Raw genomic sequence first — 25,177 nt, 5'->3', positions numbered from 1 at the left:
AGTGACGAGGGCACTTAAACACAGTGACCAAGAGGTTTAAAGACAGTAACTTAAAACAGAAAACGCGCAGTAAATAATACATTTACCAAGATCAGTAAGAATAAACTGATAAAGAGAAAGGCGAGAACCACCTCCCATGTTTTGGATTCACGTGGCTCACCATATTGATTGGCATTTGCAGACCCGGGGATGAGCATCAGCGCAATGCACATGACGATATTGAGCAACGGAATCAGCTCTAAGAGTGCAAACCAGCCTGAGAGATTAAAGTCATGCAAACGACGCACTGAAAAAATCATCAAAGGGATCAGCATTAAAACATTTAGGATAAATCCAATCACTTGCGTCATTGGATTTTCAGCGTGAGCTATTAGGGCATTGAGAGTATTGGGCATCATGCTGACAATCAGCAGCATCAGTATGCTTAGCATGAGGCCATAGAAGACATTCCAACCGATAAATGACATGCGATTAAAGCGACCGTCACGGTTCCAGCCAGAGTTAATATTGGGTGAATTATTCATATTAAATGATCTTAAATTATCGTAAAAAGTATTGTTATCATTCATTTTTAGCCGCAAAAAATTGAGCTAAAAACGACATAAAAATGTGAAAAAGTACAGGATTTGATCCTGTACCAAAAAAGCGCGTTGATTATAAAGGTAAAGTACAAAAAAAGCCCACTTGTGTGAGCTTGTTTGAGTAGATGTATTGCTGTTTAGGACGATCTCGGCGGCATCTAATGATTTATCATTATTGTTGTTGAATCGTGGTTTGTTGAGAGCGGATCACATAGTTTTGGTAAGACGGAATCATGATCGCAGCAAGTATCCCGACTATAAACACCACGATATACAAAACAGCCAGCACGGTTTCCCAGCCTTTGGTCGGGCGTGGTTGTCCAAAGCTATTACTACCGTTATTACCCGGTGCAAATAACACATAGAGCGCAAACAATATATTCACTACAGGAACTAAGATCAGCAGTGCAAGCCATCCAGAATGGTCTCGGTCATGTAAACGACGGATTAAGAAAATGACGCTGTAATAAATGACGATGGCATACATGATAAAGAAAATAATCATGAGTGGCGTCGACATAGCACCCTCAGTCAGCGCATTTTGCGCGCCGGGTATGAGCAGGCCGACTACAACAGCAATTAGCGTAAAAATAATGCCGAGAAGTAGATTCCATGCAAGATATGCGCGCCGGCTAAAGCGACCACTGGCTTGGGTCGGTGAGTCAGATGTGAAGGTATTCATTATTATTCCTAGGCTTTGGTATTTTTATAAGTAGGCAAATTCTAAAATGAATATGTAGAAAATAAAAGGATGAAAAATAAACAGTACAAAAAAGCCCGCAAGGAGCGGGCTTTTTTGCGGTGAAGGAATTTTAAATATCCCATTCCACAAAGTTTTTCAGCAATTGCAGACCGGCTGTATGACTTTTTTCTGGGTGAAATTGTGTTGCAAACAAGTTTTCCTTGTGAATTGCGGTACAAAATTCCAAACCATAGTCACAGGTAGCAGCGACAATGCTTGAATCTTGCGGCTCTACATAGAAGCTATGTACGAAATAGAAACGTGCATCTTGCTCAATGTTTTTCCACATCGGGTGGCTAGGGTCTGCCTGATGCACTTGGTTCCAGCCCATGTGCGGCACTTTTAATCCCTCTACATCAGGAAAACGTTTAACCGAACCTTCAAAAATACCCAATGCATCTGCACCGCCATTTTCTTCGGAATGCTGCATTAAAGCTTGCATGCCGACACAGATCGCAAGCACAGGTTTATTAAATGCCGCTTTACGGACCACATCATCAATGCCTGCATCATGCATGCCTTGCATACAGTCACGCATTGCTCCCACACCGGGGAACACAATTTTATCTGCTTGTGCAATCAGCTTAGGATCATTGGTGACATCAACAGTTGCACCCACGTGTTCGAGGGCTTTTGCTGCTGAGTGAAGATTTCCCATGCCATAGTCAAGAAGGGCAATACGGGTCATTACAATGTTCCTTTGGTAGACGCAACAGTATTTTCGGCACGCGGGTCAACTTCACACGCCATACGTAATGCACGGGCAAAGGCTTTAAATACGCTTTCAATTTGGTGGTGGCTGTTTTTACCTTTTAGGTTGTCGATGTGCAGCGTCATTAACGCATGGTTCACAAAACCTTGGAAAAATTCAGAGAAAAGATCCACATCAAAAGTCCCGATGCGCGCGCGAGTGAATGGAATATCCATCCAAAGACCCGGACGGCCAGATAAATCCACCACAACACGACTCAGTGATTCATCGAGCGGCGCATAGAAGTGACCGTAGCGACGTAAGCCTTTTTTATTGCCCAGTGCTTGAGCAAAGGCTTGGCCCAGTGTAATCCCACAGTCTTCTACGGTATGATGATCGTCAATTTCAAGATCGCCATCACAATGAATATCAATATCAAACAGACCATGTCGCTTGATTTGATCAATCATATGATCTAAAAATGGAACACCAGTGTTTAAAGTGCCTTGACCAGTACCATCAAGATTCACACGAACTCGAATTTTGGTTTCGTTGGTGTTTCTTACCACTTCACTGATACGATCTGTCATAGACACGTTCCTCAAATACGTCAAAATGATTGATGTAAAAATATTTTCGCTGTGACGAAAAGTCACCGCATATTAGATTGCTCAGGAGGGTTTATCAATGCCTATTACCGTACATGCCTATACTTCTTTGGAAAATGATGAAGTGCGTAGCCAGCTTGAGCGACTGTATGACACCAGCCCTGAGTTTAGCGACGGTTCCGATGCGATTGAACAACTTGAGCAGAACTTAGCTCAGTATACCTTAGTTTATACTGCAGAATTTAATACAAAATTGATTGGTGCGATTTGGTGTACAGGCCAAGGTGAAAGCAAAACCCTTGAATATATTGTGGTACACCCTGCAAATCGTGGGCGTGGTGTTGCAGAGCGCTTGGTCAGTGAGACCACCCGTATGGAAGAAGAAAAAGGGGTGAAAACTTTTGAACCAGGTTGTGGCGCGATCCACCGCTGTTTGGCACACATTGGAAAAATTACTGCGGCTGAATAACCTGCCCTCCAATAATAAAGCAGCCATTGAGCTGCTTTTTTGTTGGATAAATACAGTTTCGTCACTGTAATTTCAGCTGTGGAAATTTGAAATCACTCAAAAAATAAGCAAATAGTGTGAAATATTGATTTAAAAATAAACATTTGCACAAAAAAGCGCAACGGATGCTTGACGCCATGAGACTGAAATTGTTTAATACGCCCCATCGGCGTGATAGCTCAGTAGGTAGAGCAACGGATTGAAAATCCGTGTGTCCCCAGTTCGATCCTGGGTCTCGCCACCATATTCAAAACTGATTTTTCAGTTTATCAATCCCTGATCCCATCAGGGATTTTTTTTGCCTAAAAAATATGCATACGAAAAATATTTTTATAAATATGATTGACTAATTAACTGAGATGCGGCTTAATACACCGCATCGGCGTGATAGCTCAGTAGGTAGAGCAACGGATTGAAAATCCGTGTGTCCCCAGTTCGATCCTGGGTCTCGCCACCATATTAGAAAAACCTCAAACGATTGTTTGAGGTTTTTTTTCGTCTGCTGTTTTTCAGGTGTTGATATTTCGCACAGTTTAACTGCTACAATCGATGCCAGATGATGGGCCCAATTGCTATAAGAAAATTATTAAAAAATAAGGGTTAAGGTTATGAAAAAAATATTATTTCCTGTTTTGATCGGCATGATTGCCTTGCTGAGCGCATGTGGTGGCGGGGGCGGTAGTAATGTCGATTCTTCCTATTCTAAAACCATTATTCAAAATGGTGTGACCTATGAATGTAAAAGTGAAAATGCAGCAAATGCATGCGGTAGTGCAAGTCGAGATTGTTCAGCGTGTGATCTTAAAACACCGTCTACAAATGTGATCACGGCAATATGTACTCAACCTGTAGCAAATACCCATAAAGTGACAACAGCAGGCTGTGTATTAAAGCTAACAAATGATACCCAGACAGGAATCTGTACATCAGAAGGATTAAGATTATTGTCAGGCAGTAATCGAACTAAAGAAGAAGTGAATCAGGGGGCATTATTTACAAATGGAAGTTTGAAAATCACGCTGGCGAATAACGTGACTGAAACGATTACGTGTAATTAATGCTGATGAAATTCATTGTGCCAATGTTGATTGGACTCGTCTGTTTTGGATTGGGCTATTTAATAGCCCCGTCTAATACTGTATCTGATGATCCTACAGTTATAGAAAGTAATAGAGATCAGACAGGGATTAGGTTTATTCAAAACCTTCAGCAGAATATACCTGAGCAGTCTGAAAATAATATCGAATTACAACAGCAACTTAAAAATCAAATGACTCAGGTGAATGCCGTCATTGATCAGGCGACACCACAACAGTTGGATCAATATTTAAAACAAGCTTTTCCCAGCTATGATTTATCGGCAATAAAAAACAAACGCGAATTTGCGAAGCATCTTGTACGCGAATTTGTTGATGCAAAAAATAATCCTCATGAGCCTATGAGTGGACGAGCCGCGGTTATGGCACAGCAAGAATACGGGGTTGAAAATGTACTGCCGCGTGACATTTATGCAGAGCAGCCGTTGTATGCACATTTTGATACCATGGGTAAAGTTCCAAACAATATGCAAGTCATGGTGCGTTTGACGCATCGTGATAGCGGTGAAGTGCTGCTCTTTACACCACGCAAAGTTAGTGAGCAACAGCAACAAAACTGGGTGAGTTTCTATCCTATGACTGGATGTAAAACTGGTCATTATGATGTGAAATATTATCAAATGAATGATCAATTAAGCCCGATTGCGCAGACCAGTTTTTATATACAGCATGTGATTGAGTAAATATTTTGAAGCTCAAATTTTATCGCTGAAGCTATGACTTAAGTGCTAGTTCCTACCCCTAAAATTCGATTAAACTGATAAAAAATAACCAATGAATTTCTACAATGAAAGATCTTTTCTCTACAGGGAGTGTGCTGTATCAACAAGCACGTCCAAGTTATTCTGCTGAAGTCGTTGATAGCATTTTGCAGTATGTTGCCGTGCGTGAATTGGCATGGGACTGTGGTGCAGGTTCAGGTCAATTTACCAAAGGTTTGGCGCCCTATTTTCAACAGATTTTAGCGACAGATCTGAGTGCTGAACAATTGGCACAAGCACCCAATTTAGACAATGTGCGTTATGAGCAAGCTAGCGCCGAACATTGTCCGCTTGCCGACCATTCAGCGGATTTAATCACAGTCGCGCAAGCGATTCATTGGTTCGATTTTGCTGCATTTTATGCAGAAGTACGACGCGTATTGAAACCCCAAGGTCATATCGCCATTGTGGGTTATGGTCTGATTCAATTTGAACACGCGGAATTGAACCAGCTTTTACAGGATCTGTATTTTGTCACGTTAAAAGGCTATTGGGATGCTGAACGTTGTTACATCGACGAAGAATATCGCAGTATTCCGTTTCCATTTCAGGAGTTAGCGACACCTCAGCTGTTTTTAAATTACAGGTGGAGTTCACAGCAAATTTTGGACTATTTGCAAACGTGGTCTGGGCTTAAACACTATCAACAGCGGCATCCGACACTTCAGCCGTGTGCAGCTTTGCAGGATTTCTTTAGCCGACATCCGCAGCAAGAGTTTGCTTTGTCATTTCCTGTGCTGTTAAGAATTGGAACAGTATAAAAAAGAAAAAGCAGTGGTAATGCAGATAGGTAAAGGATGATATCTCAAGTCCAGAATGAGCAACGTGAGGTTTAAACTAGCTGTGCTATCCTGCCGTTTGTCGGGGTTAAATCTGGTAAATTGATTAATTGTTGTACAATAATAGCAGTGTAAATTTTTTCAATTTTCTATTTTTAAATCTCTTGGAATGAACATGATGAATCTCCCTAAATCTGTTTCCGTTTTGGTTTTTGTTAGTGCAGCAATGACGGCTATGAGTACATTGGCTGCGGAAAAAGCCACTACAAAAGCTGATGAAACCGAACAACAAGCTATTCAGATGCCTGCTTTAACCATTATGGCAGAGCGTGAAATGCGTGCAGAGACGGGCATTGTTGAGTATCAAGAGCAGGTGGATCGCCGTAAAGCCTTACAGCAACGGGTGATGCAACTTGAGCGTGATACTCAAAACAAAGGTGTCGATGCAACAATCGTGTCAAATATTGATATCTTACCTGCCACAGCAGTGCCAGATATGTCGAATTTATCGCCTTTGATGCAACAGCATGTTTTAAATATTGCCGCAGGTTTGCAGTCTTCTGACCCACGCAATGGTTTATATATTATGTTGCAACCCTTTGGGATTGACCGTAATGCGACCAATGTGCAAATCAGTCGTGAGCAAATCAATCTCGGAAACATCGACCGTCAGTTAAATACCAATCCGATTAAGACCCCATAATCGAATACATCTCTACAGTACATTGAAGGCGAAAATTCATGTTTTATCCATGAATTTTCGTTTTGATGGCATGCGCAATTTAAGTCTATTTACATTGATGTTTTCAAATAGCCTTCTTAAAAAGCATGGCTATTTTATCGTCAATCTTCAAACTTTTGGTTAAACTGAATAAAAGGGCATTCGGAGCTCATTATGCCGCGTATCTTTGTTGTCTTGGCCAGTGCTACGGTATTGGTCTTTGGATGGATGTTTTATCAATATTCAGTACAGCAAAAAGAAGCTGTGCAACTCTCGACCTATGAAACGGTTTTGCGTGAAAAAACCGAGCAAATTTTTCAGCAAGCTCAGCACTGGGAAGAGCCGATACAACTCAATGTGACAGATGCACGGCTAACGGGTGATTATAAAATCATGTCGGATTTTATTTTGAGCCAAATGCTGCAGCGTGCAGAAGCGCGGAATCAATATATTCGTGATCTTAAAGCACTGAATTGGGATAAATTTCTCGATATCGATCGCTTATTAAAAGATAAAAAAAACCAATATCAAGAGACTGAGCAAATGCTGCAGCAGGTGCATGCAGTGGTCGATGCTTATGAGCAAAAAACCACACAGCAAGAGGAAAATGGTTTAGCTCAGGCCAAACAGTTGGCAGTCAAACAGGTGTTTCGTCAGCAAATTGCCCAGAGTTTAAGAGACAGTCGTGATAGTGATGAGTCGCATGCTTTATTTGAGTTAGAAAAGCAAAGCTTGGCGAAGGCTGATGAGATCTTTGCTGTGCTGAAAGCCAATAAATGGGAAAAGAAAAATAAATTATTTATGTTCTATGAAGATGCGCCTTTAAAGCAGTTTAATCAGCTTTATACAGAGATGTTAGCGCTCAATGCGCAAATGGATGAGATCCGCCAAAAGAACCGTTCAGAGTTGAAACAAAAGCTTTAACTGACGGTCATCTCTCTTTCAAAATTGCGCGATAAAGTGGCTTATAGCAAGGTTTTACATCATATAGAGGTCCATGCTCATGCGAGCTATTCAGATTTTTGATGATATTCAGCAGGTCTATATCGACTTCATCGCGAACCGCCAATATCCACGTTTGGAAAGTTTAAACAATTGGGGCAAGAACCGTTTTTTCTTCAGTCAGTATTTTCGTATGATTGAAGATTGGCATTTGACTGAACAGATTGTGATTGAATTTAATCAACAATTTTATAGTTTGGATACAGGGACGGCGCCTGACTTTATGGATCAAGATAAATACATGGCTTGGTTGATGGAACAATTACAAATATTAAAATAAGTCCTTTTCATTCAAATTATTCAGCACAGCTTCGAGATATGTTATGCAATTCAAAGCCATCCTTTAGCGGATGGCTTTTTTTGTTGCTAGCGAACTTAATTGGGGGGAGCGTGGTCTGAGCTAGTATGAATGGCGCAGAAAACGTGAGCCCTAAAATTGTCCTGAGGCATTGGATTTGCAAATTTAATACAACTATCAACCAATAGTGTGACTTAAATCACTTAAAATACGCCGAAAATTTAAACATAACTTTTTAGCCAGCAGCCCATAACTCATAAGAAGCTGAGCTGTATTGAACTTGCAAAAATTCTAACCTTAGACCGATTGGCTTTGAATGAAAGGTTTATCGCCATTTTTAGAGACGATTTTTTTAGCGTATGAAAAAATTAATACTGCTATGGCTTGCCATATGTGCGGTTTCATTGGTGTCGATAGGCTATACCTATGAATTATTCATTAGCCCTGTTTGGGTGGTAAATGCATTCGCTGCCTATGGCATGGTTTTAATGCGAAAGCATTTAAGTCACGATTTACTGATCGTGCTTTATGCTTTTAGTGCGATCTTTGTGGCTTCGCTGATGGTCGATCCTGCCAAAATCTTAGAAGATAAATTTCTCCTGTGTGCGATTTCGGCATTTCAGATTTGGGTATTTATTAAAGCCTATTTAGCGCTGAGCCATTTAAAAAAACGCCGCTTTAAGCGAACCCTAATGTTAGCTGTTCCGAGTATCGTGAGTGCTTTTGCAGGCAGTCTCTTGTTTGTGGCGTGCTTTCAGATGGACAACCAATACTTTGCCTTTGTTGATTATTTTCTAGAGCAATTTGCAACAAGTTTGGCTGTGGTGTGTTTACTGTTTGGTGTTCAGCGCTGGATGAATGTGCCGTGGGTGGATTATGGCTATCTGATCGTGGCACTGGCCGTCCAATATGTGATCTCAAATGATCAGATCTTCTATGCTTGCATGGTCTTGCCTTTATTGATGTGTTACTACGCGATCAAATATGACTTCAAAACCTTTTGCTGGCTGATTGGCTTAATGACGCTGATCTGTGGCTGGTATGGTGCCATGCCATTGGCTGGGGAATATTGGTCGGATGCACAGGTACATATGCTCTCGCGGATCAGTTCTTATCGTTTGGCATTGGGTATTTATTTGATCATTTTTCTGTTTATTTGTGAGCTGTATGCACGAAATAAACGTCTATATTTGGCTTTGCAACGTGTAAGTTTTTGCGATGAGTTGACGGGACTGAAAAATCGCCATGCCTTTAAAGAACAAATATTTATAGAGGGTGCGGTTGATAAAGGCTGTGTCATTTTGCTCGATGTCGATAATTTTAAAAAAATTAATGACCAATATGGACACCAAATGGGGGACAGTGTTTTGGTGCATTTGGCAAAAATCTTAAAAAATTGTAGTCCACGCGCGAGTTTTATTAGTCGTTGGGGCGGTGAAGAATTTTTAATTTTGCTCGAAGGTGCCGATTTGGAGCAGGGTAAAATGTTGTGTGAAACAATTTTGGAACGCTGCGAACATGTGCCGTTTCGAAAAGATCAATTAAGGCTAGATGTCAGCTTTAGTATGGGCTTGGCCGAGTTTCAACAGTTGAGTTTGTCCAATTACTCCACGACTTTACAACATGTCGATGCCTGCCTATATCAGGCGAAATCACAAGGGAAAAATCAGTTTGTTTATCAAAAGATTATTCCGTTGTCAGAAAGCAGTATTGCAGTCTAAATGGGCAAAAAAAAGATGCCGTGAAGGCATCTTTTTTTGCATTTAATCAACGATTAAGCTGCTTTTTTGAACCAAGAAAAGAAACCTTTTTTCTCAGCTTTAGCTGCTTCAGCTTTTTTCTCTGCACATTTTTTAGCGCAGTCTTTTTTCGCTTCAGCTTTTACTTCTTCAGTTTTAGTTTCAACAGCTTCTTTTGCATCAGTTGCTTTTTCTACAGCTGCATCTTTTGCTTCAACAGTTTTTGCAACGACAGCATCTTTAGTTGCTACAGTTTTTGCTACAGTCGCGTCTTTTGCTGCAACAGTGTTCGCAACAACAGCGTCTTTAGCCGCTACAGTTTTTGCTACAGTTGCATCTTTTGCTGCAACTGCAGTTTCTTTAGTTGCTGCTGCTTTTTCTACAACTGCTTTTTTCATGTCAGCAGTTTTTGCTTTAGTGGTTTCTTTCACTGTTAAAGTTTTAGTTTGAGTCGCTTTTTCTGCAACAGCCACTTGAGTTTTAGCAGCATCTTTAGTTGCTTGAGCAGCAGCTACAGTTGCAGTTTTCGCTTGTGCAGCTTGAGCTTTTACAGCTTCAACAGCAGTCGCAGGTTTTTGTTCTACAGCAGTAGTTGCCATAGCAGAAGTTGTAGCAGCAACTAAAGCAACAGCTAAAGTAGTTTTGATCGCGTTCATAGTCATCACTCTATAAAACTTAGTTAAAATAAGGCATTGTAAATTTTATGCCTTATCAACAGCCCTTAGGTTACACGGCACAGAGTAAGGGATTTGATTGTGTGAATATTCCACTAATGTTACAAACGGATAACATGGTGTAACGCAGAAAAACAAACAAAAACAGCGTACATTGCACAGCATTCGAAATTTTCAATTCAAAGCTGATTTAAAATCACTGTTAAAGCCGTTATGGTGAATATACATTTCCGCTATTGGTATGGCATAAAAATAACGTCGCATGAGGGATTACGTCAGATGCAGCAGCTTATTTGTTATAAACAGCTCCCTGTGTGGACGCAGCAGTCGATTCCACAAGGTTTTAAAAATCAGCACAATACCAAAGCAGGCACTTGGGCAAAACTCACCGTACTGCAAGGTGAAGTGAACTTTGCCATGTTAGATGCGTCTGGAAATATCCTTTCCACGCATGTATTTAGCCCAGATCAGCCACCGCCGTTTATCGAACCGCAGGCGTGGCACAAGATTGTGTCTGCGAGTGACGATGTGCAATGTCAGTTGAGTTTTTATTGCTTAGCACAGGACTATTTTTATAAGAAATATCAACTCAGCCCAACACATTCAGAGATTTTGGCAGCAACACCATATTTGCAAGGTGGTCGGGCTTTGGATGTCGGCTGTGGGCAGGGGCGTAATTCGCTGTACTTAAGTCAGTTTTCTGAGCAGCGTTTTGAGGTGGATGCATGGGATGTCAATCCACACAGTTTGCATAAGCTGCAAGAGGTAATCGCTGCGGAAGGCATTGAAAATATTCATGTACAGCAGCGTGATCTAAACGCTGACCCAAGCATTGCAGGTACATACGACTTTATTTGCTGTACCGTGGTGATGATGTTTTTAGAGGCCAATACAGTCAAGCCGCTGATTCAGCAGATGCAGCAAGCGACAAATATCAATGGTTATAACCTGATCGTTTGCGCGATGGATACGCCTAATCTGCCTGCGCAGCCTGACTTTCCTTTTGCGTTTAAAGCAGGGGAGTTAAGTGCGCTTTATGAGGGCTGGAATATTGTGAAATACAATGAAAATGTCGGTGAGCTGCATCGGGTGGATGAGCAAGGCAATCGGATTAAGCAGCATTTTGCGACTTTGTTGGCGCAGAAAATTTAAGCCAAGAATTGTAGGATGTTGAGTTGAAGGATTGGTGATCAACTCAACACTTACTTTACTTAAACTAGAAAAAGGGAACCATTTTTGAGCTAGTCAGGCTGTATTTGTACTTAGAAAATTCGACCAATTGAATATGATTGTACTCTGATTTAAGGCTGATAAATAAAGCCCAAAGCTTTTAGAGGCAATTGAATGATGTCGATTGTGAGTGTTAAAGGTAATAGTGGTAATTCTGCCAATTTTTCCTGCCCTGACTTTTTAACATAGCCACTTTGGTCTTCGTAATGCTGGATACGGATCTTATAGGGATGGCTTAAGGGCTTTAAATCTGCGGCATTCGCAACTTTTGGGTAAACCGTACCTGCAATTTCTAAGTTAAAGAGATGATCTTGCTGTTCTGCCTTTGAACAATCACATGGTGCTACGCCATATTGGTTGAATAATGCCCTTTCCGTAGGACTTAGTGTTCCATTGGGAGGCGCATAATAAAATTTAAAGCTTCCGCTAAATTTAGTGCTGTTCGGGCTCGGAGAATTAAAGTCAAGTTCTCGATGGAGACGAATATATTGTGGATTGAGTTGGCTTATCAGTTGAATAAAATCAGCACCGCCTTTATTGATCAAATAGCTGTATTTATTGCCTGCGACTACGATGCTATCGATTGGTTCATTGGGTATTGCTTTAGCAGGTTTGCCAAATGCGATCACATCATCTTCAAGGATTGTTCTCCATGCATATTTTGTTTCGTATTTTTGAAACAGATCACGGGAGAGTTCACCGATTTGATTATTTGTAACGCAAGCTGTAAGAAAAATAAAAGTGCTTAGGCAGCTCATCTTTATGAGGTAGTGAAGTCGTTTATTTATCATTGTTATGCATATTTAAGTTTTGGTTCAGGCCTTACCATAATTCAAAAATCGCTGAAAATCGAGAATTAACGTTTTAAATTTTAAATATGCTAAGACGTTTTTTAAGGGTTGTTTAGCACGGTTTATTGCTGAAGATTTTTGAACAAAATTTACTTCACAATGGACATTCCCTCTCCTTTTAAGGAGACTTGCGCAGAATACCGCTCAGGGAGAGGATTTATATGAAAAATTTCCCTCATCCTCTTGTGGCGCATGCTGCTCATCCCAGAGGGAGAAGGGGCTTCCAGTATGTATTCATGAGAGTTTAGTTAACAAATAAAAAACCCCGCACTAAGCGGGGTTTCTTTTATCTCAGTATTTAACTAAATATTAAACACGTTCGATAATGGTCGCGATACCTTGACCAAGACCGATACACATAGTCGCAAGACCGATTTGTGTATCTTGCTGTTCCATAACGTTCAGCAAAGTCGTTGTGATACGCGCACCAGAACAACCCAATGGGTGACCCAATGCAATCGCACCACCGTTCAAGTTCACACGGTCTTGTTGGTCATAAATGCCTAAGCCTTTAAGAACAGACAAACCTTGCGCAGCGAACGCTTCGTTCAATTCAAACGTTTGGATGTCTGCGATAGACAAGCCAGCACGTTTAAGCGCTTTTTGAGTTGCTGGTACAGGACCATAACCCATGATCGCAGCATCACAGCCTGCAACTGCCATAGAGCGAATCACAGCACGTGGCTTAAGACCTAAAGCTTGAGCACGTTCAGCAGACATCAGCAACATTGCAGAAGCACCGTCAGACAAAGCTGAAGATGTTGCAGCAGTTACCGTACCGCCTTTCGGATCGAATACTGGACGTAACGATTGGAATGCTTCAAGGTTTGCATCAGGACGAATCACTTCATCGATATCGCACAGGATTTTGAAACCATTTGCATCGTGACCTTCAACGCCCACGATTTCATTTTTGAAACGGCCTTCTTGTGTTGCAGCCCAAGCACGGCGGTGTGATTCAACACCAAACGCATCTTGTTCTTCACGCGAAATACCGTTCATACGACCTAACATTTCAGCCGTTAAGCCCATCATGTTAGACGCTTTTGCATAGTGCTTAGACGCTTCAGGGTTGATGTCGATGCCGTGCATCATGCCAACGTGACCCATGTGTTCTACACCACCAATGATGAAGATATCACCTTGGTTGGTTGCAATTTGCGCAGCCGCTGTGTGGATTGCTTGCATAGAAGAACCACAAAGACGGTTCACTGTTTGACCTGCAACAGTACGTGGTAGGTCTGCTAACAATGCAATATTACGACCAATGTTCATACCTTGCTCTAGGGTTTGGTTTACACAGCCCCAGATTACGTCTTCAACTTCATTGGTATCAAACTGGTTACGAGCAACAAGCGCGCGTACTAATTCAGCAGATAAGCTGTCAGCACGGACGTTACGGAACATACCATTTTTGGTTTTACCCATTGCTGAACGTACGCCATCAACGATGACAACGTCACGTGGATTTAAAGTAGCCATTCACGTTGCTCCTTAACCGTAGAATTTTTTGTTGTTAGCAGCCATGTCACGCAACATTTGTGGCGCTTCATAAGCCTTACCTAAATACGCATATTTGTCGCAAAGCGCTACGTATTCAGCGACACCTGTTTGGTCGATGTAACGGCATGGACCACCACGGAATGGAGGGAAACCTACACCCATGATCATCGCCATATCTGCTTCAGCAGCAGTCGCTACGATGTTGTCTTCTAGGCAACGAACAGTTTCGTTACAGAACGTCAGCATCATACGGTCAATGATTTCTTGAGCATCAAATTCACGTTTTTCCGCAGTTGCAACAGAAGCCACAAGTTCGTAAGCCACTGGATCAACCACTTTGGCTTTCTTACCTTTACGGTCAAGTTCGTATTTGTAGAAACCAACGTCGTTCTTTTGACCAAGACGTTTGTTTTCGTACATGGTTAAAGTTGCGCCTTTGTAGTCTGGCTTCATGCGGTCAGGGAAACCTTCCGCCATTACTTCCGCACCGTGTACGCCTGTGTCGATACCCACAACGTCGATGAGGTAAGCAGGACCCATTGGCCAGCCGAATTTTTCCATCACTTTATCAACTTGCTGGAAGTCAGCACCGTCTTTCAGTAGAAGGTCAAATGCACCGAAGTAAGGGAATAGTACGCGGTTTACCAAGAAGCCTGGGCAGTCGTTAACTACGATTGGTGTTTTACCCATTTTCTGAGCAAGAACCACAGTTGTCGCGATTGCTTCAGCAGATGTTTTCTCACCGCGGATCACTTCTACCAATGGCATCATGTGAACAGGGTTAAAGAAGTGCATACCTACGAAGTTTTCAGGACGTTGTAGGTTTTCAGCCAAACGTGTGATTGAAATTGTTGAAGTATTTGAAGCAATGATCGTATTGTCACGAACATTTTTCTCAGTTTCAGCAAGTACGATACCCTTAACTTTCGGGTTCTCTGTTACTGCCTCAATCACGATGTCCACTTCTTTGAATTCGTCATAGCTTAATGTAGGACGGATGCGAGCAAGAGTTTCACCCATTTGAGCAGGTTTCATCTTCTTACGTTCAACTTGTTTGGTCAGTAAGCCATTTGCTTCTTTCATACCTAAAGCAAGTTGTGGGTTACCAATGTCTTTCATGATGATTGGTGTGCCTTTGCTTGCCGCTTGGTAAGCAATACCACCACCCATGATACCCGCGCCTAATACAGCGGCTTGGTTGACAGGGTGCGCACCTTTTTCATATTTCTTCGAAGTTTTCTTCACAATTTGGTCGTTAAGGAATAAACCAATTAACGCACCTGCTTGTGGAGTTACAGCCGCTTTAGCAAAACCTTGCGCTTCGATTTTCAATGCTTCATCACGTGGAAGGCTTGCACCTGCTTGTAATGAGTCTAAAAGAAGTTTTGGCGCTGGGTATTGAGCAGGATTTGCTTTTGCAAGAACTGCACCTTTCGCTGTATTGAATGCCATCATTTGTTCAAGCATGTTCAATTTAACAGGATCTAATTTTTCTTGGCGTTTTGCTTTCCAGTCTACACGGCCAGCAATCGCTTGTTTCACAAGGTCAATTGCAGCGTCTTGTAGTTTGTCTGCAGCAACAACTGCATCAACAGCACCGTCTTTGAGCGCAGCAGCAGGCTTTTTCGGCGCAGCCATTGCCATCCATTCAACCGCATTGTCGATACCAATCACACGGCTTAAACGAACCGTACCACCAAAACCAGGGTAGATACCAAGTTTGATTTCTGGAAGGCCAACTTGTGCAGCTTCTGACATCACACGATAGTCACACACTAAGCACATTTCAAAACCGCCGCCCAATGCCATACCATTGATTGCAGCAACTTTAGGAACGTTTAGATCTTCAAACGCATTGAAGATGTCGTGAACAGGCAATGCCCAATCCACAATCGCTTGTTCGCCTTGAGCGAAGTTTTCACCGAATTCAGTGATATCTGCACCCACGATAAATGTAGATTTACCTGAAGTAACGATTAAACCTTTGATGTCACCGTTTGCTTTAACAGCGTCAATTGCAGCTTTAAAATCTTCAATTGTTGCGCGGTTAAATTTGTTGACCGACTCACCTTGTAAGTCAAAGCGGAATTCTGCAATTCCGTCCGAAAGCATTTGGACGGTAATGGCATTGCCAGCGTGGATCATGCCTGATCTCCTTTATTTTGGAGGACTTCTAAGTTGATGTTGTGAAGCGAGTACGCGGTTCCTGCGTACACTTTATGCCTCGCTAATCTTACGATAACTATATCTAAAAAGAACATAACAAGTTGTATCAAGCCGTGACGCTAGGGTCATCAAAATTTCTTTTGGAAATAGCCTTCGGATCTGCCTTTAAACGCTATCGCTCTGATTAAATATGTTGAAGCTTATGTTTCAGTTCACATTTTTTTATAAATGTAAGCTATAGATTGAGATGCGAAAGAAAAAATCAAGAAAAAAGCAAGTGTATTTTTCGGCAGAATGGTCAATTCACTTTTACTATTGTCATCCATCTTTGCTGAGACACAGTGTTCTATGCTGCTTATTTAAGCGTCACTGAGCACTATGCTATACTCGCCGCGTTCTCAAAAGTTAATTTTTTATTAAGCACAATGCTTATTAGCACCAGGTCCTCATATGATTAAGTGGATTATCCTGGCGGTCTTTGTCATTTCTGCGTTTTATATCCAGCAACGCGGTAAAGTCCGTCATTCATTTTATCGTCAGTTTTTTGATCATTCGACATTGCTCGCACCGATCAATTTTCTCATGTACATGTTTTCAAAAGTGCCGAGCCAACCCTATATTGACACGCAGCATTTTAAAGATTTAAAAGTCTTAGATGAAAACTGGGAAATGATTCGTGATGAAGCCAAGGCCTTATATGAAAAAGGGGGCATCAAAGCATCGAGTACTTATGATGACCTTGGATTTAACTCGTTCTTTAAAACAGGTTGGAAACGCTTTTATTTAAAATGGTATGACTCAGCCCATCCTTCGGCTGCTGAACTTTGCCCAAAAACTACGGCCTTGTTAAAAAATCTACCCACTATTAAAGCCGCGATGTTTACTGAGTTGGCGCCTGACAGTCGTTTAGTCCGTCATCGTGATCCCTATGCCGGTTCATTGCGTTATCACTTGGGCTTACTAACGCCGAATAATGACCGTTGTTTTATTGATGTCGATGGTCAGCGGTACTCATGGCGTGACGGCGAGAGTGTGGTGTTTGATGAAACCTATATTCACTATGCTGAAAATAAAACGGATCAGAACCGGATTATTTTCTTTGCAGACGTTGAACGGCCATTAAAGTCAAAGTGGATGGAAGCTTTTAACCATTGGTTTGGTAAAAATGTCATGACTGCTGCAAGTTCACCGAATGAAAGCGGTGATAAAACAGGTGGTTTAAATAAAGTATTTGGCTATGTCTATCAAATTCGCATAAAAGCCAAAGCCTTGAAAAAAACCAATCGTTCACTGTATTACTTTTTAAAGTGGTTCCTGATGTTGGGGCTGTTCTTCCTGATTTTTGTACGTCCATATTTATTTTAAAAGTAGAATAAATATTGAAAAAATGCGCCCTTAGGGGCGTTTTTTTATGCTGACAGTCAGCAAAATATCAGTTATCGTGCAAGCAGAATAAAAATAATTATGCAGAGCAAATCAGCCAAAAGCAGAAATAGTGTTAGCCAGAATAAGCTAGAACCAGAATAAGCCAGAAAAAGTGAGCCAATAGACGAGGAATATGATGTTGACGTCCGAACTTAAGCCCATGCAAAACCGTTGAGCTGAAAGAAAAGCGTCATCATCAATGATAGCCAAAACCCAAAGGTGAACGGTTGAAGCTTTGCATGCAGGCATGAAGACCTACTGCATAGAAACCCTGTTTAAACGCCTGAAGGGATTGATTTGGCGGGAAGGGGATCCGATTCATGAAAGCAACCAACCAAACATTGATGCATCAAATGCATATTTCGATGCAAGATATAGAACGACGTAAACAGTTGCTTGGCTTGACTGATTTAGAGCTAGCGGAACTGGCTTCGATTGGTGGGATTGTGGCGCCGATACTCGACAGTATGGTCGATGAATTTTATGAAAATCAAACCTCAATTCCTGAAATTGCCACTCTGATTGGTGATCTTGATACCTTGAAGCGTTTGCAACGCGCGCAGCACCAGTATTTATTGGACTTATTTTCTGGGCGCTATGACAGCGCTTATGTGAATAACCGTTTACGGATTGGTTTGGTTCATAAGCGCATTGGTGTAGAGCCTAAGTTGTATCTCTCTGCGGTACATACCCTAAAGACTATGTTGTTCCGCTTAATTCAGCGTACCTTTAATGATACGGAACAGTATCAGCGGATTATTAACACCTTGGAAAAGCTCTTTATGTTCGACACTACATTGGTGGTGGAAACCTATGTATGGAGTTTGATTAATGAGGTGAAGATCTCCCGTGAAAAAATGGAACAGTATGCGCATGCGCTAGAGTTTCGTGCACAAGAAATGGAAGAACTTTCACAGCGCGATCCATTAACAGGACTCTTAAATGTCCGGCATTTATCGACCTTATTGACCAGTATTTTATATACCGCACAGTGTAATCATGAACCTGTAACAGTAGTGTTTATTGATATCAATGATTTTAAAAAGATCAATGATGAACAAGGTCATCCACGTGGAGATCAGGTACTACAAACGGTTGCTGCGGCCATAAAGTCGGTTGCACGTTTAGATGATCATTGCTTCCGTTATGGCGGAGACGAATTTTGTTTGGTCTTGCCTGGTTGCAGTGAAAAGCATGTGGAAGGGAGTTTTATCCCGCGATTACTTGAAACCGTGGAAGAAATGGAAAGTGGCTTGAGTTTGAGTATTGGGCTGTGCCAAACAGACCATCAGCAAGGCTATGTAGACGCCATGAGCTTGGTACAACAAGCCGATGCAAAAATGTATCAAGAGAAAAAGAATTATAAACGTTTGCAGGAACAACCCATGTCGAAAGAAGCGTGATTCGAGCGTAAAGAACGCCAAAAATAACAATAGATGACTAGCGAAACTTGAGCGAAATGGATCTCCATATTCTTGAAAATAATGTGATAAGTATGCTTATTTCCTGCAAAAAATAAAGCTGAAATAGCAGATGCATCCTGCAAAATCTTGTATAGAATAAAAGCAGTTGATGGGGGATAAGATGCAAGTTTTTCGTTCAAAAAAAGATTGGTGGGTGGTGGCGTTTATTGTTTGTATGAGCGGTTTACTCATTCAATTATTACTCACCATGCAAGCCAAAGGCACGATGCAACAATATCCTGTTCATACCGCGGTGTATATTTTGACGGTGTTACTGCTGTGGTGGCCAATACTCAATACACGTTATCAAATTTCCGCTACAGAATTAAATATCCGTAGCATGTTTCTACGTTGGCAGATTCCTTTGCAGGATATCCAACGCATCAGTGCAAGTCAGGATTTGTCTGCGGCACCTGCGCTTTCCATTAAACGTTTAAAAATTGAATATATACAGAATGGACAACGCAAATTCGTCATGGTTTCACCGAAAGATCCGCAAGCTTTTGCTAAAGCGATTGGTGTTCCAATCCAATAAATATAAGAATGCTGAATAAAGGTATGTGAGCATGCCTTTTAAAGACCAGTGAATTATTTAATAATAACCAATTGTCCAAGTTGTGCATCTAGGTGTATTTTAGTTTGTTCGGGATGATTCAAAAAATACACCGCCAAAATAGGCTCAAGCTCGACCCGCATTTTTCGTGCTAAATGTCGTGCGCCATAACGAATATCATGGTTCTGATAAAAATGTGCTTTGGCTACATCTGTGAGTTTGATACTGCGTTTTTGATGTTGTAGGCGTTGATTAAGTTTTTCCAGTTCAATCTCCACCAAACGGGGCAAGGCATCATTTTGAACGGGTTGATATTGCAATACACGATCAATACGGTTAATAAATTCAGGGTCGAATTTACGTTGCATGACTTTTTCAATAATGCTGCTGACCGGCACGCGCTTGAGACAAACCTTTTGTATTTTTTCGGGCAAAAAATTTAACTTATCTAGATATTGCTGTGCCACTTGTGCACCGACATTGCTGGTCATAAAGATCATACAATTACGAAAGTCGATGGTTTTTGTACCTGAGGTTAGGGTTAATTTTCCGCTATCCAGCACATTCATTAAGCCGCGAAGAACTTCGGTTGACGCTTTTTCCAGTTCATCAAAAAGCACGATGCCCGGACGGGTATGACTACCTGCAATGGCAACTTCATCAAATAAACTATGGCCTTCTTTAGAACCGACATAGCCCGGAGGCGCACCAGTAATGGCAGCCGCATAATGTTCCTGTGCGAGCGTGTTCATATCAATACGGCAAAAGGCATCAGGTCGGCCATAAATCACTTCACTGATTAAACGTACGGTTTCGGTTTTACCAACACCTGTCGGTCCAAGCATTAAGGTTACACAGAGTGGTCGTTCAGGACTGGAAAAATCAGCCTTGACCACATGCAGCATTTTTTCAATTTCGTCTAATGCTGCTTCTTGTCCAATGATCCGTTGCTTTAAGTGTTGCATAACGTCATGCGGTTCAAAATGAAAACGCGGCTTACCCATCAAACGGTTTTTTTCAGCAGTGCTCTGCGTCGAAGTTGTCGGGTGTACGACATGGATGGCGGGATTGGCGTTCGTCATGCATCATGTTCCTAAAGCGGGATGTTTTGAGCATAGCAAATTTAGAATTTTGCATTAATAGCTTTTAGCAATCAGATCATTGCTATGAGCAACAATAAATTTGCGGGATTGCTTGAAAATGCAGGTAAAAGCATCACATCATGTCAAAGAGCAATATCGATGATGGAACAAGGCAAAAGTGAACGAAAACGCACGCGAACATATTGAAAAAATTCTTGCCAATATGACGACTCTACCCGGTGTTTACCGCATGTTGGGTAAAGACGGTGAGTTGCTGTATGTGGGTAAAGCAAAGAATTTAAAAAATCGTGTGTCGAGTTATTTTGTCAAAACCATTGAGCATCCCAAGACGCAAGCCTTGGTCGCCCGTATTTATGACATTGAAAGCTTGGTGGTGCGTTCTGAAACAGAAGCCTTATTGCTCGAACAAAACCTGATTAAGCTGCATCGTCCGCCGTATAACATCATGCTGCGAGACGACAAATCTTATGTCTATATTTTTATTTCAGCCGATAAACCCTATCCACGAATTGCCGCAGGGCGAGGCAAAGCGAAGCATCAGGCCGGTAAGTTTTTCGGGCCTTATCCGAGTGCTTATAACGCGCGTGATACTTTGGTGGTGCTGCAAAAACTGTTTAATGTGCGTCAGTGTGAAAATAGCTATTTTTCACAGCGCAAACGACCATGCCTGCAATACCAAATTAAACGTTGTTCCGCGCCTTGTGTGGGGTTGATCTCACCCGAAGATTATAAAGAAGATGTCAATAACTCGATTCGTTTCTTACAAGGCGACACCAAAGAGCTCAATCAAGAGTTAATTGGAAAAATGGAAGCTGCTGCCGAAGCTTTGGAGTTTGAAAAGGCGGTGTTTTATCGTGATCGTATGGCACTGCTGCGTGATGTACAAACCCAGCAAGCGATTTATAAAGTCAAAGGTGAGGCCGATATCATTGCCATTGCTTATCAAGCCGGTGTGACCTGTGTGCAGATTATGCATGTGCGCAATGGTAAAATGCTCGGCGGAAAGAGTTATTTTCCTGACATGTTGGGCGATGATTTGGGGCAAATGCTCTCAGATTTTATTGCCAATTTTTACTTTCAGGTGGCAGACGAAATCCCTGCGGAACTCATCATTAATGTCGATATTTCAGATCGTAAAGACATGGAAGATGCGTTGTACCAACACTTTGAAAAGCGGATTCAAATCAAACATAAAGTGCGTGAAACCCGTGCAGAGTGGCAAGAATTGGCACAGATGAATGTACAACATGCGATTAAAGGTAAATTGGCTGATCATTTTGAATTGAATGAGCGCTTTCATCAGTTAGAGCAAGTCGTTGGGCGGCCGATTGACAGTATTGAGTGTTTTGATATTTCTCATACCATGGGGGAGGCAACCATCGCGTCTTGTGTGGTCTTTGATGCGGGCGGCGCAAGAAAGCGTGACTATCGCCAATTTTCCATCAATGATATTACCGAAGGCGATGATTATGCTGCCATGCGTCAAGCGCTGACCCGCCGCTATAAAAAGCATATGCTGCCCGATTTGCTATTAATTGACGGGGGTAAAGGTCAATTACACATGGCGATGGAAGTCATGCAAGAACTTGAGCTCGATGCCTTTATGGTCGGGGTGTCCAAAGGTGAGGGGCGTAAACCGGGTCTGGAAACCTTGCACTTTACCGATGGTGAAAAAATCCAATTGCCCGAAGACCATAAAGCCCTGCATTTGATTCAACAGGTTCGTGATGAAGCCCACCGCTTTGCCATTACCAAACACCGAGCGAAAAGAGATAAAAAGCGCGGCTCATCGGTACTTGAGGTGATTCCGGGCTTAGGGCCAAAACGTCGTCGGGATCTTCTGACCCATTTTGGTGGCATTCAAGGGGTGTTAAAAGCTTCTGAAAATGATTTAAAACTGGTTCCTGGCTTAGGCGATGTGATGGCGCGCACCATTTATAAAATCCTGCATGAATAGAACGAAATAAGCCCAATCGATGACGGGTCAATCCTGAATTTGCCAAAATGCTCATTGACGCATGAGTCACTGATCATTCACATCATTTGATTTTTATACAATGATATAAAAATCAAAAATATGATCAGGGATGATGATGTCACTCGCACAGTTGTATCAACATATTGAACACAATGAATGGGTTGAGATTCCAGAAGGATGGTTGCAAGGACGAACGATCTATGGCGGCTTAGTGGCAGGCATGATGATGCACAAAGCCGTTGCTACCATTGCCGATCCGCAGCGACGTTTACTCAGTTGTAATGTGACCTTTGTTGGGCCAGTGCAATTGGCGCCCATGCGTTTAAGTACTGAAATTTTAAGACAGGGCAAATCCGTCACCACCATCGAAGTTCGACTTTGGCAAGATGATGCAGTACAAAGCATTTTATTGGCGAGTTTTGGTGTTCCACGTGAATCAACTATTGCCGTCAATCAGGAACGTCAAGCACCCGATTTCCCTGAAGTGAGCAGTTTAAAGATCGCCGAACATCATCCACTTGCACCACAGTGTTTTCAGCAAATGGATTTGGCCTGGGTAGATGGGCAGTATCCGTGTACTGCAAGCAAAAAGCCTGACTTTAGTGGTTGGATGCGTTTTAATCCAGAACGCCATGATAACCGTAAGATGACCGTCGCTGATTTACTGGTCTCGATGGATATGTGGCCGCCCGGCGTGCTGCCTATGTACAAAACCATGGCACCTGCGAGTTCTTTAACGTGGACATTAACCTATGTGCATCCTTTGCAATCAAGCTTGCATAATTGGTTTAAATATAAAGTATTTACCGACTATGCAGCGGATGGCTACGCCACGGAATATGCGCATTTATGGGATGAAAATGACCAGTTGATTGCGATTGCGCGACAGACTGTTACGGTGTTTGCCTAGTGACACTGCGGGGCATTTCGTATAAAGTGAGTGCAACTAACGATGGATAAATCCTCAAATTATTCTGCATTTTCATCGTGCATGAGGGGAAAACTGGGGTGTCTATGACAACAGGTCGAATCCTGAATATTCCTAATATTTTAACATTGGCACGAATTGCTTTAATTCCTGTGTTTTTGTTGGTGGCGTATTGGCCACCTGCAATGGGCGTGGGTGAGCATGCTGCAAGCATGTCACGTCATATATTGCTGACCGCTATTTTTGTGATCGCAGCTGTCACTGACTGGTTTGATGGCTATCTTGCGAGAAGTTTAAATCAGACTTCAGCATTTGGACGTTTTCTCGATCCTGTTGCAGATAAACTGATGGTCGCAACAGCCTTGATCGTCTTGGTGCAATGGCAACCAACCATTTCGATGGCCTTTGCAGCGATTGTGATTATTTCACGTGAAATCACGGTGTCTGCGCTACGTGAGTGGATGGCTGAATTAGGCGCACGTACCAGTGTTGCGGTTTCAACCGTTGGTAAATATAAAACAGCATTTCAGATGATTGCGATTTCAGTGTTCTTGCTGAATTGGCAACCCCTAGAAATGTTGGCGTATGGATTGCTCTATACAGCCGTGGTTTTAACGCTATGGTCGATGTTTATATATTTGAAAGCCGCATGGCCGTATTTAAAACAACCTTGATTTAAAAGTAAGTTATTAAAAGCTCCGTTATCGGGGCTTTTTTATTGCCGAGCTTTTAGAAAAAATTGAGGGTTTGTCTAGTTTGAACAGCGCTTCATTTGATTAGAGCTTGACGTTAAATGTGAGACGTTGGCGCAAATTTTGGATAAAAAAAATTCCCAGATTTTGGGGGAAATCTGGGAAGGAAAATCGGGGTTACTTATCGCTATTATGGAAGATGTTTCCATCTCCTTGATTGCTATTATAGGAAAGCAGATTTAGAAATACATGGAGTTTCTTGTAGTGTAATGTTGTGTTTTATTGAGAAATGTATCACAAATTTACATTAAGAATTTTTGATACAAATTGGCCAGTAACTTTGGTAGGTTTTGTTTGGATTTAAACGATAAAAATCGATATATGCGATGATAAAAAATACAATTAACATTATTTAAATAATAGATTCATCTATTTAAGTTTAAATAAAATTGATCAATGGATAAAAGATTTTTCAGCAATGATAAAGATCATTTCTCAATGAAAGCTTACACAGACGTCATCTTTGTCTTACGAAAAAAAGCAGTGCTCCTAAGCACAAAAAAAAGGAGCCTTTTTAGACTCCTTTTTGAGATTTGAAGCTACGCGCTTCGCTTGTCTTGCGTAATTTTTAGAGCAATAAAAAAGAATCCCCAAGATTGGAGATTCATTTCAATTAAAGCTTACGCACAGCATAGCTGCTTGTCTTGCGGCGTGGCGGAGTATAAAAAAAGGAGCCCCTTTGGACTCCTTCATGACATTTGAAACTACGCGCTTCGCTTGTCTTGCGTAAAACTTAAAGCAATGCTTTAAGTTTTACTCAGGCTTTAGGCCTTCGGCTTTTTCTAAAGATTCATCATTGCTGAAGAATTTTTCACGCTGCTCTTCAAGGAACTTTTTCGCGTCAGCTTCAAACACGTTTAAACGTTTTTCATTGATCAACGTAGTTTGGTGTTTTAGCCATTCTTGCCAAGCTTGTTTAGATACCGTATCAAACAATTCTTGTCCCTTTGCACCAGGGAATGGTGCAAAGTCTAAACCTTCCATTTCAGCCTGATATTTACGGCAAAAAACTTGTCGAGACATA

26 protein-coding genes and 2 tRNA genes are annotated in these 25,177 nt (G+C 41.7%); 17 read left to right on the top strand and 11 right to left on the bottom strand.

Going from position 1 to position 25,177, the window contains the following annotated elements; genetic code table 11:
- Nucleotides 1-50 precede the first annotated feature (50 nt).
- From FTV38_RS09940 to hisB, 4 genes are all read right to left on the bottom strand, one after another.
- Complete coding sequence (locus tag FTV38_RS09940) at nt 51-524, bottom strand: DUF805 domain-containing protein (protein WP_180022366.1); 474 nt, start codon at nt 522-524, stop codon at nt 51-53.
- A gap of 229 nt (nt 525-753) precedes the next feature.
- On the bottom strand, nt 754-1,263 hold the full coding sequence (locus FTV38_RS09935) for a DUF805 domain-containing protein (RefSeq protein WP_111884526.1): 510 nt from the start codon (nt 1,261-1,263) through the stop codon (nt 754-756).
- Nucleotides 1,264-1,393: 130 nt separating this feature from the next.
- A complete protein-coding gene (gene hisH / locus FTV38_RS09930; RefSeq protein WP_180002797.1) occupies nt 1,394-2,011 on the bottom strand; it encodes an imidazole glycerol phosphate synthase subunit HisH in 618 nt (205 codons plus the stop codon).
- The gene (hisB, locus tag FTV38_RS09925; RefSeq protein ID WP_078190487.1) at nt 2,011-2,604 is read right to left on the bottom strand and encodes an imidazoleglycerol-phosphate dehydratase HisB; all 594 of its coding nucleotides are present in this window, start codon (nt 2,602-2,604) and stop codon (nt 2,011-2,013) included. Before hisB ends, hisH begins: the two co-directional genes overlap by 1 nt.
- 97 nt (nt 2,605-2,701) lie before the next feature.
- Between hisB and FTV38_RS09920 the strand changes: the two genes are divergently transcribed.
- The 10 genes from FTV38_RS09920 (at nt 2,702) to FTV38_RS09875 (ending at nt 9,509) form a co-directional block, all read left to right on the top strand.
- On the top strand, nt 2,702-3,091 hold the full coding sequence (locus tag FTV38_RS09920) for a GNAT family N-acetyltransferase (protein ID WP_180002798.1): 390 nt from the start codon (nt 2,702-2,704) through the stop codon (nt 3,089-3,091).
- A 207-nt stretch (nt 3,092-3,298) separates the two neighbouring features.
- Nucleotides 3,299-3,374: transfer RNA gene (locus tag FTV38_RS09915), tRNA-Phe, on the top strand.
- A gap of 137 nt (nt 3,375-3,511) precedes the next feature.
- A tRNA-Phe gene (locus FTV38_RS09910) sits at nt 3,512-3,587 on the top strand.
- Nucleotides 3,588-3,738: 151 nt separating this feature from the next.
- Nucleotides 3,739-4,188 (top strand): hypothetical protein, encoded by a 450-nt coding sequence (locus FTV38_RS09905; RefSeq protein WP_180002800.1) that lies wholly within the window; start codon nt 3,739-3,741, stop codon nt 4,186-4,188.
- Nucleotides 4,188-4,910 carry a hypothetical protein gene (locus FTV38_RS09900; protein WP_180002802.1) on the top strand — a complete coding sequence of 241 codons (723 nt, stop codon included), beginning with the start codon at nt 4,188-4,190 and terminating at the stop codon, nt 4,908-4,910. Before FTV38_RS09905 ends, FTV38_RS09900 begins: the two co-directional genes overlap by 1 nt.
- Before the next feature lie 104 nt (nt 4,911-5,014).
- The gene (locus FTV38_RS09895; RefSeq protein ID WP_180002804.1) at nt 5,015-5,749 is read left to right on the top strand and encodes a class I SAM-dependent methyltransferase; all 735 of its coding nucleotides are present in this window, start codon (nt 5,015-5,017) and stop codon (nt 5,747-5,749) included.
- Nucleotides 5,750-5,942: 193 nt separating this feature from the next.
- A complete protein-coding gene (locus tag FTV38_RS09890; protein WP_373683023.1) occupies nt 5,943-6,470 on the top strand; it encodes a hypothetical protein in 528 nt (175 codons plus the stop codon).
- Between the two features lie 192 nt (nt 6,471-6,662).
- Complete coding sequence (locus FTV38_RS09885) at nt 6,663-7,412, top strand: hypothetical protein (protein ID WP_180022365.1); 750 nt, start codon at nt 6,663-6,665, stop codon at nt 7,410-7,412.
- A gap of 79 nt (nt 7,413-7,491) precedes the next feature.
- On the top strand, nt 7,492-7,770 hold the full coding sequence (locus FTV38_RS09880) for a hypothetical protein (RefSeq protein ID WP_078190480.1): 279 nt from the start codon (nt 7,492-7,494) through the stop codon (nt 7,768-7,770).
- Nucleotides 7,771-8,147: 377 nt separating this feature from the next.
- Nucleotides 8,148-9,509: a GGDEF domain-containing protein gene (locus FTV38_RS09875; RefSeq protein ID WP_180022364.1), complete on the top strand. Its 1,362-nt coding sequence runs from the start codon at nt 8,148-8,150 to the stop codon at nt 9,507-9,509.
- A 53-nt stretch (nt 9,510-9,562) separates the two neighbouring features.
- Here the strand turns inward: FTV38_RS09875 and FTV38_RS09870 are convergent, their stop codons facing one another.
- Complete coding sequence (locus FTV38_RS09870) at nt 9,563-10,183, bottom strand: hypothetical protein (protein WP_180010565.1); 621 nt, start codon at nt 10,181-10,183, stop codon at nt 9,563-9,565.
- 297 nt (nt 10,184-10,480) lie between these two features.
- Between FTV38_RS09870 and tehB the strand changes: the two genes are divergently transcribed.
- Nucleotides 10,481-11,353 carry an SAM-dependent methyltransferase TehB gene (gene tehB / locus FTV38_RS09865; protein WP_180022363.1) on the top strand — a complete coding sequence of 291 codons (873 nt, stop codon included), beginning with the start codon at nt 10,481-10,483 and terminating at the stop codon, nt 11,351-11,353.
- A gap of 149 nt (nt 11,354-11,502) precedes the next feature.
- Here the strand turns inward: tehB and FTV38_RS09860 are convergent, their stop codons facing one another.
- The 3 genes from FTV38_RS09860 to fadB all read right to left on the bottom strand — a co-directional run bounded on the left by FTV38_RS09860 (nt 11,503) and on the right by fadB (nt 15,930).
- Nucleotides 11,503-12,222, bottom strand: a complete 720-nt coding sequence (locus FTV38_RS09860) for a hypothetical protein (RefSeq protein WP_180022362.1) — start codon at nt 12,220-12,222, stop codon at nt 11,503-11,505.
- Between the two features lie 369 nt (nt 12,223-12,591).
- The gene (gene fadA / locus FTV38_RS09855) at nt 12,592-13,764 is read right to left on the bottom strand and encodes an acetyl-CoA C-acyltransferase FadA (RefSeq protein WP_168379008.1); all 1,173 of its coding nucleotides are present in this window, start codon (nt 13,762-13,764) and stop codon (nt 12,592-12,594) included.
- 12 nt (nt 13,765-13,776) lie between these two features.
- Nucleotides 13,777-15,930 (bottom strand): fatty acid oxidation complex subunit alpha FadB, encoded by a 2,154-nt coding sequence (fadB, locus tag FTV38_RS09850; protein ID WP_078190473.1) that lies wholly within the window; start codon nt 15,928-15,930, stop codon nt 13,777-13,779.
- 471 nt (nt 15,931-16,401) lie between these two features.
- Here fadB and lpxO point away from each other — a divergent pair, with 471 nt between their 5' ends.
- Nucleotides 16,402-17,316, top strand: a complete 915-nt coding sequence (lpxO, locus tag FTV38_RS09845; RefSeq protein ID WP_180022361.1) for a lipid A hydroxylase LpxO — start codon at nt 16,402-16,404, stop codon at nt 17,314-17,316.
- 256 nt (nt 17,317-17,572) lie between these two features.
- On the opposite strand, the gene FTV38_RS18080 is transcribed toward lpxO, so the two are convergent.
- Complete coding sequence (locus tag FTV38_RS18080; protein ID WP_257220820.1) at nt 17,573-17,698, bottom strand: hypothetical protein; 126 nt, start codon at nt 17,696-17,698, stop codon at nt 17,573-17,575.
- Between FTV38_RS18080 and FTV38_RS09840 the strand changes: the two genes are divergently transcribed.
- Together FTV38_RS09840 and FTV38_RS09835 are read left to right on the top strand one after the other, a co-directional pair.
- Entirely contained in the window at nt 17,697-18,779 is a 1,083-nt protein-coding gene (locus FTV38_RS09840; protein ID WP_180022360.1) for a diguanylate cyclase domain-containing protein, read from the top strand. The two genes, FTV38_RS18080 and FTV38_RS09840, sit on opposite strands and share 2 nt — an antisense overlap.
- Nucleotides 18,780-18,960: 181 nt before the next feature.
- Entirely contained in the window at nt 18,961-19,374 is a 414-nt protein-coding gene (locus tag FTV38_RS09835) for a PH domain-containing protein (protein WP_180022359.1), read from the top strand.
- A gap of 53 nt (nt 19,375-19,427) precedes the next feature.
- Here FTV38_RS09835 and FTV38_RS09830 read toward each other — a convergent pair whose 3' ends face one another.
- Nucleotides 19,428-20,474, bottom strand: a complete 1,047-nt coding sequence (locus FTV38_RS09830; RefSeq protein ID WP_180022358.1) for an AAA family ATPase — start codon at nt 20,472-20,474, stop codon at nt 19,428-19,430.
- Nucleotides 20,475-20,652: 178 nt separating this feature from the next.
- On the opposite strand from FTV38_RS09830, the gene uvrC reads away from it, so the two are divergent.
- From uvrC to pgsA, 3 genes are all read left to right on the top strand, one after another.
- Nucleotides 20,653-22,452: an excinuclease ABC subunit UvrC gene (uvrC, locus tag FTV38_RS09825; RefSeq protein WP_180022357.1), complete on the top strand. Its 1,800-nt coding sequence runs from the start codon at nt 20,653-20,655 to the stop codon at nt 22,450-22,452.
- Nucleotides 22,453-22,588: 136 nt separating this feature from the next.
- Nucleotides 22,589-23,383 carry a thioesterase family protein gene (locus FTV38_RS09820; protein WP_180022389.1) on the top strand — a complete coding sequence of 265 codons (795 nt, stop codon included), beginning with the start codon at nt 22,589-22,591 and terminating at the stop codon, nt 23,381-23,383.
- A 104-nt stretch (nt 23,384-23,487) separates the two neighbouring features.
- A complete protein-coding gene (pgsA, locus tag FTV38_RS09815) occupies nt 23,488-24,075 on the top strand; it encodes a CDP-diacylglycerol--glycerol-3-phosphate 3-phosphatidyltransferase (protein ID WP_078190467.1) in 588 nt (195 codons plus the stop codon).
- Between the two features lie 831 nt (nt 24,076-24,906).
- On the opposite strand, the gene FTV38_RS09810 is transcribed toward pgsA, so the two are convergent.
- The gene (locus FTV38_RS09810; protein WP_078190466.1) at nt 24,907-25,176 is read right to left on the bottom strand and encodes an oxidative damage protection protein; all 270 of its coding nucleotides are present in this window, start codon (nt 25,174-25,176) and stop codon (nt 24,907-24,909) included.
- Nucleotide 25,177: the final 1 nt, after the last annotated feature.

The organism is Acinetobacter sp. YH16044 (assembly GCF_013417145.1).
GTDB lineage: Bacteria > Pseudomonadota > Gammaproteobacteria > Pseudomonadales > Moraxellaceae > Acinetobacter > Acinetobacter amyesii.
The sequence above is the reverse complement of the archived record's forward strand: the minus strand, read 5'-3'. Positions and strand labels throughout refer to the sequence as shown.

Excerpts from the sequence above, each read along its gene's own strand:
- FTV38_RS09940 (WP_180022366.1), bottom strand. The coding sequence starts at position 524 with ATGAATAATTCACCCAATATTAACTCTGGCTGGAACCGTGACGGTCGC.
- FTV38_RS09935 (WP_111884526.1), bottom strand. The coding sequence starts at position 1,263 with ATGAATACCTTCACATCTGACTCACCGACCCAAGCCAGTGGTCGCTTT.
- hisH (WP_180002797.1), bottom strand. The coding sequence starts at position 2,011 with ATGACCCGTATTGCCCTTCTTGACTATGGCATGGGAAATCTTCACTCA.
- hisB (WP_078190487.1), bottom strand. The coding sequence starts at position 2,604 with ATGACAGATCGTATCAGTGAAGTGGTAAGAAACACCAACGAAACCAAA.
- FTV38_RS09920 (WP_180002798.1), top strand. The coding sequence starts at position 2,702 with ATGCCTATTACCGTACATGCCTATACTTCTTTGGAAAATGATGAAGTG.
- FTV38_RS09905 (WP_180002800.1), top strand. The coding sequence starts at position 3,739 with ATGAAAAAAATATTATTTCCTGTTTTGATCGGCATGATTGCCTTGCTG.
- FTV38_RS09900 (WP_180002802.1), top strand. The coding sequence starts at position 4,188 with ATGCTGATGAAATTCATTGTGCCAATGTTGATTGGACTCGTCTGTTTT.
- FTV38_RS09895 (WP_180002804.1), top strand. The coding sequence starts at position 5,015 with ATGAAAGATCTTTTCTCTACAGGGAGTGTGCTGTATCAACAAGCACGT.
- FTV38_RS09890 (WP_373683023.1), top strand. The coding sequence starts at position 5,943 with ATGATGAATCTCCCTAAATCTGTTTCCGTTTTGGTTTTTGTTAGTGCA.
- FTV38_RS09885 (WP_180022365.1), top strand. The coding sequence starts at position 6,663 with ATGCCGCGTATCTTTGTTGTCTTGGCCAGTGCTACGGTATTGGTCTTT.
- FTV38_RS09880 (WP_078190480.1), top strand. The coding sequence starts at position 7,492 with ATGCGAGCTATTCAGATTTTTGATGATATTCAGCAGGTCTATATCGAC.
- FTV38_RS09875 (WP_180022364.1), top strand. The coding sequence starts at position 8,148 with ATGAAAAAATTAATACTGCTATGGCTTGCCATATGTGCGGTTTCATTG.
- FTV38_RS09870 (WP_180010565.1), bottom strand. The coding sequence starts at position 10,183 with ATGAACGCGATCAAAACTACTTTAGCTGTTGCTTTAGTTGCTGCTACA.
- tehB (WP_180022363.1), top strand. The coding sequence starts at position 10,481 with ATGCAGCAGCTTATTTGTTATAAACAGCTCCCTGTGTGGACGCAGCAG.
- FTV38_RS09860 (WP_180022362.1), bottom strand. The coding sequence starts at position 12,222 with ATGATAAATAAACGACTTCACTACCTCATAAAGATGAGCTGCCTAAGC.
- fadA (WP_168379008.1), bottom strand. The coding sequence starts at position 13,764 with ATGGCTACTTTAAATCCACGTGACGTTGTCATCGTTGATGGCGTACGT.
- fadB (WP_078190473.1), bottom strand. The coding sequence starts at position 15,930 with ATGATCCACGCTGGCAATGCCATTACCGTCCAAATGCTTTCGGACGGA.
- lpxO (WP_180022361.1), top strand. The coding sequence starts at position 16,402 with ATGATTAAGTGGATTATCCTGGCGGTCTTTGTCATTTCTGCGTTTTAT.
- FTV38_RS09840 (WP_180022360.1), top strand. The coding sequence starts at position 17,697 with ATGAAAGCAACCAACCAAACATTGATGCATCAAATGCATATTTCGATG.
- FTV38_RS18080 (WP_257220820.1), bottom strand. The coding sequence starts at position 17,698 with ATGAATCGGATCCCCTTCCCGCCAAATCAATCCCTTCAGGCGTTTAAA.
- FTV38_RS09835 (WP_180022359.1), top strand. The coding sequence starts at position 18,961 with ATGCAAGTTTTTCGTTCAAAAAAAGATTGGTGGGTGGTGGCGTTTATT.
- FTV38_RS09830 (WP_180022358.1), bottom strand. The coding sequence starts at position 20,474 with ATGACGAACGCCAATCCCGCCATCCATGTCGTACACCCGACAACTTCG.
- FTV38_RS09820 (WP_180022389.1), top strand. The coding sequence starts at position 22,589 with ATGTCACTCGCACAGTTGTATCAACATATTGAACACAATGAATGGGTT.
- pgsA (WP_078190467.1), top strand. The coding sequence starts at position 23,488 with ATGACAACAGGTCGAATCCTGAATATTCCTAATATTTTAACATTGGCA.
- FTV38_RS09810 (WP_078190466.1), bottom strand. The coding sequence starts at position 25,176 with ATGTCTCGACAAGTTTTTTGCCGTAAATATCAGGCTGAAATGGAAGGT.